This is a genomic window from Variovorax gracilis (assembly GCF_030317115.1).
GTDB lineage: Bacteria > Pseudomonadota > Gammaproteobacteria > Burkholderiales > Burkholderiaceae_C > Variovorax > Variovorax gracilis.
Genome location: NZ_JASZYF010000034.1, coordinates 45114 through 61712, shown reverse-complemented (window position 1 = coordinate 61712; position 16599 = coordinate 45114). Strand labels below are relative to the sequence as shown.

Annotated in this window: 14 protein-coding genes and 2 pseudogenes; 4 read left to right on the top strand and 12 right to left on the bottom strand. The window is 63.4% G+C overall.

The features are described from left to right. Positions 1–802: 802 nt before the first annotated feature. Positions 803–1876 (bottom strand): NAD(P)-dependent alcohol dehydrogenase, encoded by a 1074-nt coding sequence (locus QTH97_RS32110; protein WP_286572637.1) that lies wholly within the window; start codon positions 1874–1876, stop codon positions 803–805. A gap of 158 nt (positions 1877–2034) precedes the next feature. On the opposite strand from QTH97_RS32110, the gene QTH97_RS32105 reads away from it, so the two are divergent. From QTH97_RS32105 to QTH97_RS32095, 3 genes and pseudogenes are all read left to right on the top strand, one after another. Further along, the gene (locus QTH97_RS32105) at positions 2035–2913 is read left to right on the top strand and encodes a DUF6920 family protein (RefSeq protein WP_286572642.1); all 879 of its coding nucleotides are present in this window, start codon (positions 2035–2037) and stop codon (positions 2911–2913) included. Continuing rightward, on the top strand, positions 2910–3887 hold the full coding sequence (locus tag QTH97_RS32100) for an alpha/beta fold hydrolase (RefSeq protein ID WP_286572636.1): 978 nt from the start codon (positions 2910–2912) through the stop codon (positions 3885–3887). Before QTH97_RS32105 ends, QTH97_RS32100 begins: the two co-directional genes overlap by 4 nt. A 67-nt stretch (positions 3888–3954) precedes the next feature. Beyond that, positions 3955–4093 (top strand): annotated as a pseudogene (locus tag QTH97_RS32095) (transposase domain-containing protein); the annotation flags it as partial. A gap of 309 nt (positions 4094–4402) precedes the next feature. Here the strand turns inward: QTH97_RS32095 and QTH97_RS32090 are convergent. The 9 genes and pseudogenes from QTH97_RS32090 to QTH97_RS32050 all read right to left on the bottom strand — a co-directional run. Then, positions 4403–5767: an MFS transporter gene (locus QTH97_RS32090; RefSeq protein ID WP_286572635.1), complete on the bottom strand. Its 1365-nt coding sequence runs from the start codon at positions 5765–5767 to the stop codon at positions 4403–4405. A 40-nt stretch (positions 5768–5807) separates the two neighbouring features. After that, on the bottom strand, positions 5808–6137 hold the full coding sequence (locus QTH97_RS32085) for a hypothetical protein (RefSeq protein ID WP_286572634.1): 330 nt from the start codon (positions 6135–6137) through the stop codon (positions 5808–5810). Positions 6138–6415: 278 nt separating this feature from the next. After that, complete coding sequence (locus QTH97_RS32080) at positions 6416–6904, bottom strand: MaoC family dehydratase (protein ID WP_286572633.1); 489 nt, start codon at positions 6902–6904, stop codon at positions 6416–6418. A gap of 13 nt (positions 6905–6917) precedes the next feature. After that, positions 6918–8711 (bottom strand): acyl-CoA dehydrogenase family protein, encoded by a 1794-nt coding sequence (locus tag QTH97_RS32075; protein ID WP_286572632.1) that lies wholly within the window; start codon positions 8709–8711, stop codon positions 6918–6920. 8 nt (positions 8712–8719) lie between these two features. Beyond that, on the bottom strand, positions 8720–10363 hold the full coding sequence (locus tag QTH97_RS32070; protein ID WP_286572641.1) for an acyl-CoA synthetase: 1644 nt from the start codon (positions 10361–10363) through the stop codon (positions 8720–8722). A gap of 112 nt (positions 10364–10475) precedes the next feature. Next, positions 10476–10952, bottom strand: coding sequence for a cation transporting ATPase C-terminal domain-containing protein (locus QTH97_RS32065; protein WP_286572631.1), 477 nt, complete (start codon positions 10950–10952; stop codon positions 10476–10478). Continuing rightward, positions 10930–11982, bottom strand: a complete 1053-nt coding sequence (locus tag QTH97_RS32060) for an HAD-IC family P-type ATPase (protein ID WP_286572630.1) — start codon at positions 11980–11982, stop codon at positions 10930–10932. Before QTH97_RS32060 ends, QTH97_RS32065 begins: the two co-directional genes overlap by 23 nt. A 13-nt stretch (positions 11983–11995) precedes the next feature. Continuing rightward, positions 11996–13072, bottom strand: coding sequence for an HAD-IC family P-type ATPase (locus tag QTH97_RS32055; protein ID WP_286572640.1), 1077 nt, complete (start codon positions 13070–13072; stop codon positions 11996–11998). Between the two features lie 27 nt (positions 13073–13099). Beyond that, positions 13100–13222 (bottom strand): annotated as a pseudogene (locus QTH97_RS32050) (cation-transporting P-type ATPase); the annotation flags it as partial. A 95-nt stretch (positions 13223–13317) separates the two neighbouring features. Between QTH97_RS32050 and QTH97_RS32045 the strand changes: the two are divergent. Further along, positions 13318–14628 carry an IS1380 family transposase gene (locus tag QTH97_RS32045; protein WP_286572629.1) on the top strand — a complete coding sequence of 437 codons (1311 nt, stop codon included), beginning with the start codon at positions 13318–13320 and terminating at the stop codon, positions 14626–14628. 512 nt (positions 14629–15140) lie between these two features. On the opposite strand, the gene QTH97_RS32040 is transcribed toward QTH97_RS32045, so the two are convergent. Beyond that, positions 15141–15719 carry a GNAT family N-acetyltransferase gene (locus QTH97_RS32040; RefSeq protein ID WP_286572628.1) on the bottom strand — a complete coding sequence of 193 codons (579 nt, stop codon included), beginning with the start codon at positions 15717–15719 and terminating at the stop codon, positions 15141–15143. A gap of 461 nt (positions 15720–16180) precedes the next feature. Next, positions 16181–16351 carry a hypothetical protein gene (locus tag QTH97_RS32035; protein WP_286572627.1) on the bottom strand — a complete coding sequence of 57 codons (171 nt, stop codon included), beginning with the start codon at positions 16349–16351 and terminating at the stop codon, positions 16181–16183. Positions 16352–16599 lie beyond the last annotated feature (248 nt).

Genomic DNA, 16599 nt, shown 5'->3' with positions numbered 1-16599 from the left:
ATCTCGCCTGTCTCGCCATCAACCCAGTGGAGTTGCATCACGTTCTTTGCAATGTCCAAGCCATACGTCGTACGATTCATTTCGGGGCCTCCGTCGGAGAGTGGTTGCTACTTCGAACCTCCACTCTGGCACTTGATGCCGTCGACTGCGAGGCCCCCACCTTCATCAGCGGAATTCCCAACCTTCGCAGTCCTTTAGCGGGAGGAGGCGTCCATACCATCTCCTCTGCCAAGAAGTTAAGGAAATCCCGTTGTAGCTAAACGGGTCTCTCTCGGGTAGTCCCACATAGCATCTAACGATAGCAGCCGATGGCGAGGGCAGGGCGGAACCGCTGCATCGTGCCCATTGCCGACATGAGCATGAGCTTGTCGACCCGGAGCAATCGCCCACGAGCGGTCATACGCCATGACCTGTCGAAGGTCCGCTCTTCGTCGCGTACCGGGTGTTTAAGCGGGTAGCTGCAGCTTTGATCGGCGCCCGGACTAGAGGCTGATGTCGTAGCTCAGCAGTCCCAACAGGCCGGCCCCGGCGACGGTAGAAGGCGACGGCCAAGTAGCACCGGTGGCGACGGCCGGGACGAGGTTCGGGTGCCGGCCACCAAACCCTTGGTCATGGCGATGAATGATGCATCGGCGACTGACACCTTAAGAGTGAGGTTGTTGTCGCGATTCCCGCAACGGCCCAGCAGGCGCTGCCAGACGCAGTGAGGCCGAGCCCTTGCGATTCGGCTTGGCCGGAGCGGACCGTAGAGGGACCTGTCTGGCGCTTTTCGGCGAGCGCGCTTGAGTCCAATACGTCTGGCTCAAGGCGTGATCGCGACTTTCAGAACGCCGTCGCGCTGGTGGCCGAAGAGTTCGTAGGCTGCCTCGATGTCGTCGAGCTTGAAGCGGTGCGTCACCATCGCCTCCAAGCCGACCCGCCGCGCGGCGATCACCGCCATCAGCCGGCGCATGCGCTCCTTGCCACCGGGGCAAAGCGTCGTGACGATTTTGTGATCACCCAACCCGGCGGCGAAGGCTCCGAGCGGGATCGTCAGGTCGGTCGAATAGACGCCGAGGCTCGACAGTGTTCCGCCCGGGCGCAGCGCCCGAAGGCACGCCTCGAAGGTCTGTTGCGTGCCGAGCGCCTCGATCGCCACGTCCACGCCACGGCCGTCGGTGAGGCGCATGATCTCCTCGACAGGATCTACCTTGCTCCCATCGATCACGTGATCGGCGCCCAACTTCGTGGCGATGGCCAGGCGGTCGGCGAGCCGGTCAACTCCGATCACGGTCGCGGCACCGCTGAGCTTGGCACCCGCTGTGGCGCACAGGCCGATCGGACCCTGGGCAAACACCGCCACCGTGTCGCCAATGCACACCCCCGCGCTCTCAGCACCGCTGAAGCCGGTCGACATGATGTCGGGGCACATCAGCACCTGCTCGTCGCTGAGCGAGTCGGGCACCGGCGCCAGGTTGGCCATCGCGTCGGGTACCAGCACATATTCCGCCTGGCAGCCGTCGATGGTGTTGCCGAACTTCCAGCCACCCATCGGCTTCCACCCGTGCGCCGTGCCGGCACCATCCTGGGAGCCGACGCCGCACAGGCACGCGGTGCTCCAGCCGCTCGGCGTGATCGCCCCGGCGATGACGCGCTGGCCCTCGCGGTAACCGCGCACCCCCGACCCGAGCTTCTCGATCACGCCGACCGGCTCGTGGCCGATCGTCAGGCCCCGCTGCACGGGGTACTCGCCCTTGAGGATGTGGATGTCGGTGCCGCAGATCGTGGTCGTTGTCACGCGCAGCAAAGCGTCCTGCGGACCGACATCGGGAATAGGTTTGTCATCGAGGACGATGCGCCCAGGCTCGACGAAGATGGCTGCTTTCATCATGGCCATGGGGAGTTCTCCTGAAGGTGGGGCGTCTGGAAGACTTCCACGACGTGCTGTTCACGGTACGCAGACGCCCGTCGTCGGCTCCCGGCGATCGCGCCGTCGCGGGGTAAGACAGAGGCCTGCGACACCCACGTCAAGGCTTCGACCGCATACATTTGGCGATGCTGATCTGGTTGCTCTGGCTCCTTCTAGCCTTGTCCTTGCTGGCCGCGGCCGTCCTGGGCGTCTCCGCTTACGGGACCCGGCGGTGGGCCGACACTGCTGCGGGTCTGAGGGGCACGCTCGAGGCAACCCAGTTCGACGATGCGAATCATTCGCCCGCCATTGCCCGTGTCCACTTCCGCGAACTCCAGGGCCTGCCTGCACCGGTGCAGCGCTACTTCCGTGCCGCGCTGACAGAAGGACAGCCGATCATCTCGGCATTGACCGTCGAGCTCGCTGGCACCTTCAACCTGTCTCACACGTCGGAGCGGTGGAAGAGGTTCACGTCCCGGCAGACGATCGTCGCCCGCCGCCCCGGCTTCCTCTGGGACGCAGAGATCGCTCTGCTGCCTGGGCTAGCGATACGAGTGCTCGACGCCTACATCGGGGGTCAAGGCATGCTGCACGCCGCGGTGCTGGGCCTGTTCCAGGTGGCCGACATTCACGGCGATGGGGAGATCGCCCGCGGCGAGCTGTTCCGCTTCTTCGCTGAAGCGGCGTGGTACCCGACCGCGCTGCTGCCGAGCCAGGGTGTTCGCTGGGACGCGTTCGACGACCACTCTGCATATGCCACGCTCGTAGATGGCCCGCTCACGCTGACACTGCTGTTCCGATTCAACGACGCCGGCTTGATCGACTCGTTTCGTGCGGAGGCGCGCGGCGCCATGGTCGGCCGGACGATGGTCATGATCCCGTGGGAGGGCCGGTGGTCCGACTATCGGACGCGAAACGGCATGACGGTGCCGAACGTCGGCGAGGTCGAATGGCTTTGGCCAGAAGGGCGCAGAAGCTACTTCCGCGGCACCGTGACGTCGATGCGTTTCGAGTTTCTGCCGTGACCACACGCCTGGGCGTCGCTGGAGCCGTCGCCGGTGCGATCGGCTTGGTCCTTGCAGTGGGCGCCCTGTGGATCAGCGGGCGCTTCGAGCGCGACATGAAGCTGGCGATGGCCCGCGTGGCGCAGGGTAGCACGCTGCTCTCCACCCGCTGCGGCGTCATAGAGTACCAGGAGGCGGGCTCAGGGATTCCGCTACTGGCGGTGCACGGAAGCGGCGGCGGACACGACCAGGGCATGGCGTTTGCGGCTGCGCTGACGCATCGGGGGATCCGGGTGATTGCGATGTCGCGCTTCGGCTACCTGCGCACCCCGATGCCGGCAGATGCCTCGGCAGCCGCGCAGGCCGACGCTCATGTCTGTCTGCTGGATGCATTGGGAATTCGACGCGCTGCAATCATGGGCGGCTCGGCAGGCGCCCCATCCGCCCTGCAAATGGCGATCCGCCATCCCGATCGGGTCGCTGCGCTGGTGCTCCTGGTGCCGCTCGCCTACAAGCCAGCTGCACAGGCGGATTCCGCGCCGCCGCTGCCGACCTGGGTCGAAAGCACGATGATGACGCTGATCGGTTCAGATTTTCTTTTCTGGTCAGCGCTGCACGTCGGCCGCAACTCGCTGATCCGCGTCGTCCTGGCGACCCCTCCCGAGCTGCTGTCGAGTGCGAGCGCAAGCGAGAACGCGCGAGTTCATGCCATGCTCAACAACATCCTGCCGGTATCGAGTCGCGCTGCGGGTATGCGCAGTGATTCGTTGGTGGGAAAGAAGTTAACGACAGCGCCACTGGAGTCGATCAGGGCACCGACGCTGGTGATCAGCGCCCGCGACGATGGCTACGGCACGTATGCGAGTGCGCAGTACACCGCCACTCGGATTCCGGGAGCTAAGTTCGTCGGTTTCGAGACAGGGGGTCACACCTGGGTCGGGCATGACGATGATGTGATGTCCGAAATCGTGAAACTGGTCAGGTCACCGGGGTGAAGAACACCGCTTCCGACCACGCTGCCAACAGGTAGCCAGTGCATGAGGGTCTACGGGTGATGGGACCGAAACTGCCAAGGCAAACGGGCTCCATCCACAAGCGTATCTTCGCGATGTGCTCGCACGCATTGCGGATCAACCGCATCGTGGAGTTGCTGCCGTGGAATATCGGCGGGCACTGCGTTGAGCAACGACTGGCAGCCTGAACCACGCCACCAGCTTACGCAACGAAGGAAGACACAGTGAACTTGCAAGGGACCGACCCGATAAGCGCTGCGACCGGGACGATGGACTCCGAAAGGGCCTATGTCGACCAGTCTGGAAGCCACTTCTGGGCAACGTGGATCACAACGTCTCTTCAGGTCGCTTCACCGTTTCACACTGCTGCGCATCACATCGCGTCTAGGTCAGACGGAGCGGAGAGCCACCCTTCTTGATTTCTCTTTTCAAGGAGATCTGCACTCGACCGCCGAGGCGCTGCGTGCAGCGTCAATGAATTTCTGTCGAGCTGTCTCCTAGACCGGCACCTCACGCAGTGGTGGGATCGTGTCGCGCACGGCGTCGTCGTGGTGTGTCGATGCCGACGCGCGATGGTTGATGAAGGCTAGCGCGATGGCTCCCAGCGCACCTGCCGTTGCGATGGCGATGAAGTTCTGCTCCAGGGGCAGCTTCAGCGAAACGAGTAACCCGATCAGCAGCGGCGCCATGATCGCGCCGGTGCGACCTATCCCCGCTGCCATACCGATACCGGTCGACCGGATCGCCATGGGGTAGTACTGGCCGCAATACGCGTAAGCGACGATCTGGGCTCCGGTGGTGCAAGTGCCCACCAGTGCGACGATCACATAGAGCACTTCCTGCGACGTCTTGATGGTCATCATGTACAGGAAGACCGCTCCCAGCGCGTACATGATCACCAGCACGTACTTGATGTTGAACTTGTCGGCAAGCCATCCCCCCGAAATAGCCCCCACCATGGCACCGACGTTCAATGCCAGTGAGAACGTCAGGGCGGAGCCAAGGCTGTACCCTGCCATCGCCATCAGCTTGGTCAACCAAGAACTGAGCGCGTAGATCATGAACAGTCCCATAAAGAACGCGATCCAAAACATGATCGTGCTGAGACCGCGCCCATCCTGGAACAGCTGGCGGACGGGCGCTCCCCCGGCCTTGTCCTCCGCCGGCAGCAAGAACTCTTCGTGTGCCTCCATCCGCAGGTCCGGCGCGAGTCGGCTGACGACTTGCCGCAAATGGGTGTCGTCATGATGCTTGATAAGGAAGGGCAACGACTCCGGCATCATCTTCAGGATGAACGGAATCAGCAGCACCGGCACGCCGGCGGCGATGAACACCGACTGCCAGCCATAGCCTTCAATGAACTGCTTGCCGACCAGCGCTGCGAGGATGCCACCGACCGCATAGCCGGAAAACATGATAGTCACCATGCGGCTTCGGATCGTCTTGGGCGAGTACTCAGTCATCTGCGCCACGATATTGGGCATCACTCCGCCGATGCCGAGGCCTGCAAGGAATCGCAGCACGCTAAACGTGTACGGATCGCTCGCGAAACCGGCCGCTGCGGTGAAGACACTGAACAGGAAGACGCAGATGGAGATCGTCCAGCGGCGGCCGATCCTGTCGGAAAGGGTGCCAAGGAATATCGCCCCGAACATCATTCCGAACAGGGCCGAACTCGCCATGAATCCGGCCGTCGAGGCGTCGACGTTCATGTCCTTCATGATGCTGGGCAGCGCGATGCCCGCCACCGCGAGGTCGTAGCCATCGATGATGATGATGAGCACACACCAAGAAAGGACAAGTGCGTGAAAGCGATTGAACTTGGCCTCATCGGCCAGTTTGTGAACGTCTATCCGATGCATGATGGGCCCCGCTTTGCTTTTTCGATGACTCCGGCCTGAGCTACCGTTTCTTCACTTCAGTAGCCGCGGCCATGCGCTCGCTTGCGGCTGTGACTTGTTGCGCAACGGCGGCCTGTCCTCGGGCTAGGATGCCCATAAGGTTCTCAGCGTTCTCACGCGCAAAGGTCGCATAGTTCTCGGCGAGATTTCGGACGAGGTCGGCGTGTGCACTGGACGCCGCCGCGCCACCAAAGGCCTTCTGAGCGAGATCCAGAAACTTCTCCGCGTTGGCCCTCGCCAATTCCGCGACCTCCGGGGATTGTGCGAAACGCGTCACGAGTTCCGTGTTGGACGTGGAAAGCTTGACGAAGGGTTGCGTGAGGTCATTCATATGGTTCTTTGTTCCGGGGGGTCGATCTTGAGGCCATTCGATTCAAAGAGCACGGCCAGTTGACTGACAGGCAGTACTACCTTCTGATCGGAGCAGAAAGACTCTGTGAGGCCTTGAGACCCGATACGCCGCACGGGACCCGTGCTTGCGCCCATTTCACAACGTAGCGGGTGTCCTGTCGGTGCGGTAGAGCACTCACAGGCGCACTCATCGCGCATGTCGAGGTCCATCACGTATGAAATGAACGCACGCGCGAACGCCGAGCGGCCTGCCCGCATTCAGACAAGGCTCAGTGCCGTCGCCTGCTGCGGCTCCACTGCAACCATCTCGGCCGGGCGCTTGGCGGCCGAGGTTGTCATCACCACCGCCTCGCCGTCAATCACCACGGTCTCTCCAACGGTGCAGACCGTTTCAAGCGTCACGCGGCGGCGCAGGGGATCCACACACTTGACGCTGACACTCGCATGCACCGTTTCGCCAATGTGTACCGGCGCACGGAAGTTCAGCAACTGGCTGAGATAGATCGTCCCGGGCCCTGGAAGGTGATTGGCCACCGCCGCCGAAATCACGCTGGCCGTAAGAAAGCCGTGCGCGATGCGGCCGCCGAAGCGCGTCGTCGCCGCGAACTCTTCGTTCACGTGCAGGGCGTTGTTGTCACCCGATACGCCAGCGAACAGGACGATGTCGGCCTCTGTGATGGTCTTCGAGAAGGTTGCGCGCATGCCAACCTTCAGGTCTTCGACGTCGTAGCCGTTCATTTCGTTCATGTTTTCTACCCAGCTAGAACTGGGCATCCGTCAGGCCCAGGGTCGTCGACGCTCCGTGCAGGACCGTGTCACGCAATGCGCCGGCCCCGGGCAATACGTGGATCGCATAGTGGTGCGAAGTGATCCGTTTCGCGTTCAGGAAGTCGGCATCCTCGTCGCCGCGCGCCAATCGCAGCGTGGCCACTTGCGCAGCGCGCGCAGTCAACCAGCCGGCGATCACCGTGCCGCAGAGCCGCAGGTAGGGCACAGCCCCGGCCGCCGCATCGCGCGGCGAAGCGGCCAGCAACCAGTCAGTGGCTTCGGCGAGCGCACGCAACCCGCTTCCTAGTGCCAGGGCCACGCCCGCGAGCACCGCGTCATCGGTTGCGCCCGGCGCATGAAGCGAGTCGACGTCGGCCTGCATCACCGCGATGAGCTCCTTCATGGCCGCGCCGCCGTCGCGCGTCAGCTTGCGCCCGATCAGGTCGTTCGCCTGGATGCCCGTTGTTCCCTCGTAGATGGTGGTGATTCGTGCATCGCGCATGTGCTGCGAGGCGCCGGTCTCTTCGATGAACCCCATGCCGCCGTGAATCTGCACGCCGTCCGACGTGATACCCAACGCGTTGTCGGTACACCAGCCCTTGACGACGGGTATCAGCAGGTCGACCAGCGCCTGCGCCTTTTGCCGAGTGGAGGGGTCGTCGTGGCCATGAGCACGGTCCATCTGGCCGGCCGTGTAGTAGGCGAGCGCCCGCATCGCCTCGACGCGTGCCTTCATGTCCATCAGCATGCGGCGTACGTCCGGGTGACCGATGATGGTCGCGCTGGCGCCGCCTTCGCGGCCCAACGTCTTGCCTTGAACGCGGTCGAGCGCAAACTGCCGTGCCTTCTGGTAGGCGCGGTCGGAGATCGCCACGCCTTCGAGGCCCACGTTCAGGCGTGCGTGATTCATCATTGTGAACATGCAGGCGAGTCCGTTGTTGGGCTCACCGACCAGCCAGCCGAGCGCGCCCGGCCCCTCGCCGAACGACATCACAGCCGTGGCGCTGCCGTGGATGCCGATCTTGTGTTCGATCGAGGCGCATACGAGGTCGTTGCGCTCGCCAAGCGAGCCGTCGGCGTTCACGAGGAACTTGGGGCAGACGAACAGTGAGATACCCTTCACGCCAGGCGGCGCATCTGGCAGGCGCGCCAGTACGAGATGGATGATGTTGTCCGCCATGTCGTGCTCGCCCCAGGTGATGAAAATCTTCGTGCCGCTGATGCGGTAGTGGTCTCCATCCGGAACGGCCTTGGTGCGAATGGCTGCGAGGTCGGAGCCGGCTTGGGGCTCGGTGATGTTCATCGTGCCGGTCCAGCGGCCTTCGATCATTGCCGGCAGATAACGCTGCCTCAGTTCCTCACTGCCGTGATGCGTGATGGCCTCCACGGCGCCCAGCGTGAGCATCTGGCACAGCGAGAACGCCATGTTGGAGGCCTTCCACATCTCGAGCACCGCGGTCGACACCAGCGTAGGCATGCCCTGCCCGCCGAACTCGGTGCCCGAGGGCATGCCGTTCCATCCGCTCTCGCAAAAGCCGGTGTACGCGTGCCTGAACCCGTCGGCGGTGGTCACGACGCCGTTGCTCCATTGGCAGCCCTGGGTGTCTCCCTGAGCATTGATTGGCGCCAGCACGTCGCTCGCAAATCGCGACGCTTCCTCGAGGATCGCCTCGACCAGGTCACCGGTGACTTCTTCGTTGCCGACCTGAGCGAGCACCGCATCCAGGCCACCATGCTCTTTCATGGCGAACAGCATCTCGTGGAGCGGGGGTGAATAGAAGTTCATGACGACACTCACACGATGGCTGCGGCCGAATGCAACTGCTCGCGCAACACGAACTTCTGGATCTTGCCGGTGGAGGTCTTGGGCAACACCCCGAAGATGACCTGCTTGGGAACTTTGAACCGAGCCATTTCCGCGCGGCAATGCGCGATGATCTCCGCCTCCGTTGCAATGGCGCCGACGCGTAGTTCAACGAAGGCCGCGGCTACCTCGCCCCATTTCTCATCGGGCTTGGCCACGACCGCCGCCGCGAGCACCGATGCATGGCGGTACAGCACCTCCTCGACTTCAACACTGGAGATGTTCTCGCCGCCGGAGATGATTACATCCTTGCTGCGGTCTTTGATCTTCACATAGCCATCGGACTGCGTGACCCCGAGGTCGCCCGTGTGAAACCAGCCCCCCGCAAATGCTTCTTCCGTGGCCTGTGCGTTCTTCAGGTAGCCCTTCATCACCAGATTGCCGCGGAAGAAGATCTCGCCGATCGTTTCCCCATCGGCCGGCACAGGTTCCATCGTCTCGGGGTTCAGCACGACGACGGCCTCTTGCATGGGATAGGCCACGCCTTGGCGCGCGTTCAGGCGGGCGCGCTCGCCCACCGGAAGCGCAGCCCACTCGATCTGCTGGGCGCATACGGCCGCTGGGCCGTAGACCTCCGTCAGCCCGTAGACGTGGGTGATCGCGATTCCGATCTGCTCACAGCCTTCGATGATCGCGGCGGGCGGCGCCGAACCGGCGATCAAACCCTTGACTGGGTGGCGAATGCCAGCGCGCTGCGCTTCGGGCGCGTTGATCAACATGCCGTAGACAATGGGTGCACCGCAGAGGTGGGTGACCTTGTGCTCGCGGATCAGGTCAAACACTATCTCTGGCTCGAACTTGCGCAGGCAGACGCTGGCGCCAGCTTGCAAGGCCAACGTCCACGGGAAGCACCAGCCGTTGCAATGGAACATCGGCAGCGTCCACAGGTAGACGGGGAGGCGCGGCATCTCCCACGTCACAACATTCGACACCGCGTTGAGGTAAGCGCCCCGGTGATGCGTCACCACGCCCTTGGGGTTGCCGGTGGTGCCGGAGGTGTAGTTCAGCGCAATGGCATTCCACTCGTCGGAAGGAAGCTTCCAGCGAACGTCGGGGTCGCCATGCGAAAGAAAGGACTCGTATGAAACGTCGCCGAGCGAATTGCCGGCCGGCGCATCGTCGTCCTCAACCTCGATCACGAATGGCCGCCTGTCGCCAACCATCGCGAGTGCTTTCTCGATCACGCCGGCGAACTCCCGGTCGGTCAAAAGGACCTTCGCTTCACCGTGTTGCAGCATGAACGCGATGGCCTCTCCATCGAGCCGCGTATTGAGCGTGTTGACCACGGCGCCTGTCATCGGCACGCCGAAATGAGCTTCAAACATCGCCGGTACGTTGGGCAGCATCACCGCGACGGTGTCGCCCGCGCCAATCCCACGTTGCACAAGAGCGCTGGCCAGTCGGCGACAACGCGAATGTGTGTCACGCCAGGTTTGCCGTAATGTTCCGTAGATGAGCGCGATGTGCCCCGGGTAGACGCTGGCTGATCGCTCCAGGAAGCTCAGGGGCGACAAGGACACGAAGTTGGCGTCGTTCTTGTCGAGGCCGTATTCGTAGGGATGGGTTCTGTTCATGGTGATTTCCGTTCTTCGGCGCCGCTTCAGGCGCCTAACCGTTCCAACATAGGCGCACCAGGTGAATCCGTCTGTGCGCTGCCGCACCACTCTGCGGCGCCGAAGCTGGCAGTCAATGGAAGCGCATCATCCACTTGCGCAATTCGCTGTACCAGAGCACCGTGCTGGCCATCGCGACGCACAACAGCCACTCGTCGAGCGCAAGCGGCGCGGTTCCAAACGCGAGATTGAGAACGCCGAGGTGCACGACTGCGATCTGCAACACAACGGACAGCGCGACGGCACCCCAGAGCCAACGGTTGACGAACAGGTGCGAGAAGGCACTCCGGTGGTCGGAGCGCGCGTTGAAGCAATTAAAAAGCTGCGCGAGCACCAGCACGGTGAAGCCAGCAGTCCGGGCCGTCGCCAGGTCGTTGTCGCCTTCGATCATGCCGCCCGGCAGAAAGAGGTCGATGCTCAGCAACGTCGTCAGTGCCATCACCAGGCCAATCTGGATCACCCCCGACCACATTTGCGCGTCGATCACGCGTTCGCCGCGACCGCGCGGCTTGCGGGCCATCACATCGTCACCCGGCGGGTCGACGCCCATGGCCAGCGCAGGCCCAGAGTCGGTGACGAGGTTGATCCCAGAGGATCTGCGTCGCGAGAAGAGGCACCACGACTGCGCCACTGGGGCCGACCAGTCCCAGTACGCTGGCGCCGACGACGCCCAGGAACACGGTGAGCACCTCGCCCAAGTTGGACGAAAGCAGGTAGCGCAGGAATTTGCGAATGCTGTCGAAGATACCGCGCCCCTCTCGAACGGCCTCTACTATGGTCGCAAAGTTGTCGTCCACCAGGATCATCCGAGCCGCTTCGCGACTCACCTCTGTGCCGGTCACGCCCATTGCAATGCCGATGTCCGCCGCCTTCAGCGCCGGCGCGTCGTTGACGCCGTCGCCCGTCATGGCGACCACGCTGCCATCGGCCTGCAACGCGGCGACGATTCGCATCTTGTGCGCCGGTGCCACGCGCGCGAAGACCGAGGTGAGGCGCACCGCTTGCGCAAAGCCTGCTTCGTCCATCGCGTCCAACTGAAGCCCGGTAAGAACCGCAGCGCCTGCCGCGACGATCCCAAGGTCATGCGCAATGCGTGCGGCCGTGCGCGGGTGGTCGCCGGTGATCATGATCACCCGAATGCCGGCGCGCCGTGCCTCCCGAATGGCCACGGCCGCTTCGGCCCGAGGCGGATCGATGATGCCCACCGTGCCGACGAAAATGAGATCGCGTTCAAGCCCTTCTAACGCCTCCGTCGCCAAGGCACCCTCCTGCGCGGTCAACGGCCGGTAGGCGACGGCCAGCGTGCGCAGCGCTGCGTCTGACAGTGCATCGACCTCGGCGACAATCCGCGAGCGCATCGCCGTGTCGAGCGCTATCACCTCCATGCCCACCCGCACCTGGGTACAACGCGCCAGGAGCACATCGGGCGCGCCCTTGGTGATGACCACGACACGGTCATCGTGCTCATGATCGCACTCGAGTGTCGACATCATCTTGCGCTCAGAGGTGAAAGGGATCTCCGCAATGCGCTCGAAGCGTTTCAGCCGCCGCTCGGTCAGCCCCATCTTGCGTTCGGCCACGAGGAACGCCGCTTCAGTGGGATCGCCATGGAATCAACCACGTGCCATCCGCATCCTCGCGTAGTCGGGCGTCGCCGGCAAGGCTTCCGCCAGAAAGCACCACCGTCTGTTCGTCGCGCAACGGCCCCGATCCCAGTTCGACGCCGTTGTGCTCGACCCGCCCAGTCGGCGAGTAGCCCGCACCGGTGATGCTGGTGCTGCCGGAGGCTGTCACCACGCGCTCGATCGTCATCTCCGCGCGCGTGAGCGTGCCGGTCTTGTCGGTGCAGATGAAGGACGCCGAACCCAGCGTTTCGACCGACGACAGGTTCTTGACGATTGCGTTCTGCCTGGCCATGCGTTGCACGCCCATGGCCAGCACCACCGACAGGATGGCCGGCAGGCCTTCGGGCACCGCCGCCACCGCCAGCGACACGCCGAGCAGCAGTACACCGACCACATCCGCCGCGTTGTGGACATCAGTGACGAGCAGGATCGTTGCCACCACCACCGTGGCAATGGCCACCACGGCGACGCCAAGGATGCGACCAATGCGCGCCACTTCGATGCTCAGCGGCGTCGGCGCTTCCGCAGTTGCCTCCAGCATTCCCGCGATCGCGCCCACCTCCGTACGCATGCCGGTGGCGGTGACCACCGCACTGCCAGTGCCCTGGGCGATGGCCGTTCCCTTGAAAACCATGTCGAACCTGTCACCCAGAGCAACCGCTGCAGGAAGCGTGGAAGCGTCTTTGAGCACGGCCTCGCTCTCGCCGGTCAGGGACGCCTCAAGCACGCGCAGCGACGCGGCTTGCAGCAGTCGGGCATCGGCACCGACCGCGTCACCTTCGCCAAGTACCAACAAGTCGCCCGGCACCAGTTCGGCGCTCGGAACGCGTAGTGCTTGGCCATCCCGTACGACGGCCGAGCTAACTGCCGTGATGCGGGCCAGCGCGGCGACCGCGTCCGCCGCCTTCGTCTGCTGGATGATGCCAAGTATGCCGTTGAGCAGCACGATCGCCGCGATCACCAGCGCATCCAGCGGCCAGCCGGAAAATCCCTCGATCGCCCAGGCGCCGAGCGAAATGCCGACGGCCGCCAGCAGCAGGTACACCAGCGGATCCTGAAAATGCGACAGAACGCGGCGCCACGTTGCCACGGTCGGCGCGGCGCGCAGCTCGTTGCGGCCCTGCTCGACAAGGCGCCTTGCGGCCTCTTGCGATGTGAGTCCGAGCTCGGCATCGCCGTCAACCGCATGCAGCACCCTAGCCCGGAAATTTCACCAGTAGAGGGTCGGCATCCTCGTGCCGGAGCGCGTTGACATTGGTATCTGACGCCAATTTCAACCGAGGGCTGCCGATGCCAAATTGTACGGACGGGACGATCGATTTGGGACGGCTTGGCCGGCGTGTCATCGAGGCCAACTTCGAGGGCGGCGATCTCGGCTCGGACGGTGGCGTCTTGCTGCTGCGGCGTGTGGATGAACGCATTGGTTTGAGTCGAGCGGCTGCGGCCGTGCTCAGCGATCCACGCGACCCGGCACGCATCACGCACAGCCTTCGCGATCTGCTCGCGCAGCGCATCTACGGGCTGTGCTGCGGCTACGAAGACCTCAACGATCACGACGTGTTGCGCGGCGACTTGCTGATGCAAACGGCCGTGGGAAGGGTCGATGCGCTGGCCAGCTCACCCACGCTGAGTCGCCTGGAGACACGCGCCACGCGAGCACAGGCGGTGGCTTTGCATGGAGTGCTCATCGAGCAATTCATCACCAGCCACAAGAGCGCGCCCGCAGAACTGGTGCTGGACATCGACGCCTCGGACGTGCCGTTGCACGGCGCCCAGGAGCTCAGCGAGTTCCACGCCTACTACGACCACCACTGCTATCTGCCGCTGTACGTGTTCTGCGGCCAGGCGATGCTCGCGTGTGTCTTGCGGCGCAGCCGCATTGACGGCGCGAAGAACGCCGCGGCCCTCATCAAGCTGCTGGTGCAGCGGCTGCGCCAAGCGTGGCCCGAGGTGCGCATCATCGTGCGCGGTGACTCGGGCTTTTGTCGCCAGCGCCTGCTGCGCTGGTGCGAGCGCTCGGGCGTGAACTACATCGTGAGTCTTGCGCGCAATGCTCGGCTGGAAGCCATCGTGCAATACGCCGAGGCGATGCTCGCGCACGAGTACGAACGCACCGGCACCAAGCAGCGCCTGATTGACGAGTTCGTCTACGCGGCCGACAGCTGGGCCATCGAACGACGGGTGATCACGCGGCTGGAGCACGGTACCCAGGGCAACAACCCGCGCTTCGTGGTGACCGATCTCAAGGGCGACGCTGCACAGCTGTATGAGCGCTTGTACTGTGCCCGCGGCGAAGCCGAGAACCGCATCAAGGAGGCGCAGCTCGACCTGTTCGGCACACGAGCAAGTTGCCACCGCTTTGCGGCCAACCAGCTGCGCTTGCTGCTGGCAGCATTGGCCTACACCCTGATGCAGCGCCTTCGAGAACTCGCCTTGAAGGGCAGTGAGCTGGAGCGCGCCACCGCGGCCACGATCCGCGTGCGGCTCATCAAGATCGGCGCGGCCATCGTGCGCAATACGCGCCGCGTGCGAGTGCTGCTGGCCTCGCATCACCCGCTGCGCAGCGTGTTCCTCCATGCTGCCCAGGCCCTGGCCCTATGAACCTCATCCAGTGCTGTCCCCGGCACGTTGACAAAGAATGGGGGTAAGGGGGTCGTATGTCCAAAATCGGCCACCATCCCGTCCAGTACCTCGCATCCGACGCGACATCGCGCTCAATGACGGCGCACAGCCTCGATCAACATCGCGTCAGACCACTGGTGAAAAGTTCGGGCTAGCGATTGGCTGCACGGACGGATCGCCGAGTGCGCGAGGGTTTAGCGTGTACGTCATTGGCCCGTCATCTCCTTGTAGAGGTAACGAGCGTGCGGGCCACTATAACTTCCGGTCTGTACGGTAGCGCACCTTCTGACATAGGTGCAATGGTGCACAGACTGCGCTTGCAAAGTGCCAGACAAGCCGCCGCCGCCAGCCAAGCGCGCGTCGGCTAGGCAGCTGAGCGGCGATCGAGGTGGCAAGAGGATGGTCTGGTCCGGTCGCATTCTGGCGACAGCCTGTATTGCTGCCGGACGTTTACGAAATCTTCGTTGGACGAAAGCGGGCCGGCTCAAGTATCAGCGCTGGCGCCGGGGGCCCAGCTTCATGCTGTACAACACTTGAGTCGCGTCATCTGGGTCAGGCCTGTGGTCGAGGTGCAACTGTTCTGCGAACCGCCTCATAAGGTCGTTGTCCGACGCGTCGCTGGAGTGCATCTCGGCTATGCCTCTCTGCCTCGCGGCCTCCATCAGATGGTGCATCAGGTGCATCCCAAGCCCCTTGTTCTGCCACTTGTCGCTGACGGCCACCGCGAACTCGCAATCCCCGCCGCCCGGCTCCGCACTGAAACGCGCGACGCCGATCTGGTGATCCTGGGATTCATCGTCGACGACGGCGACGTAAGCGACATCAGTCGCCGGATCGATGACCGTGAGTTGCTTGAGAAGCGCGTCACTGGGCGAGCGCATCGTGTCCAGGAATCGAAATCGACGGGAAGCCGGCGAGAGTTCCTCGATGAATCGGCGCTCCATCGCTGCATCCTCTTCGTGAATCGGACGAATGCGTATGCGATCACCGCCTCGCAACACCTCCGTCCAACTGGCTTCAGGTTCAACCGCGCCGGCCTTGCCAGGAGCGACGGGCAACGACTCGGTCATCGAGTTCGCAGAGGTTCGGGGAGCGATCATGGGGTTGCTTTCGAATGAGTTGGGCGGAATTGCTCCTACCTTGCTCGCAATGCTGCGCGGAGTCTGTGCGTTGGCCTACTCAACGATGACCGCACTGTGAATCGCGACGCTGCAGAGCCGCCAGATGCCTGAGTCGGGTAACCTCAGTGGCCGGACGCTCCCTCCGCATCGATGCCGCACCTGCTGCACCCAAACCGGCTCTTGGCTGCGCGGGGCTCTTGTGAGAACGGAGAACAACCAGCTCCGACGCTTCGATGGTGATGGAGAACAGCGCGGGCGTCTGGAAAGGGAACAATCGGATTGCCCAGCGTCAGATTGGACTACGACATACCGTGGGCGGGATGTTCGCTACCCTACAGGTCTTCGATCGAGCAGACAGTCGCTTTCGCCATCGCGGTGAGTTTGAAAGCACAGCGCCGCGCTGACAATGATCAACCTGCCGCGGTATCGTCTGGCGCACCGGCATTGCCTTCTTCATGTTTCAAGGCGGGCTTCTGTCCCGGTTGAGGCACGTGCTCTGCGCCAGGCGCGATTTCTTCGCCGCGATGCTTTTTCTCTTGGTGCACTTTTTTGTCGTGCGCGACATTGCGTGGATCGGTCATGAATCATCGTATGGCCTGTATGTCTTTCACCTGTGGGACATCGCCTCGCTCTTCGGCGGTATTTCCCCGCGCGGCCCGAATCCGGATTGACACTGCAGATATGCTTACCGCCATCAGAGCCTGGGCTTTGACGCAGATGCTCCTGACCATGGATTCCAGTGCTTCACTTACCCTTGGTGATTTGACTTGTGTTCCAGGAACCCGTCGACCCGCACCGGATCGCTGCGTGACGCGGGGATCAAACGACG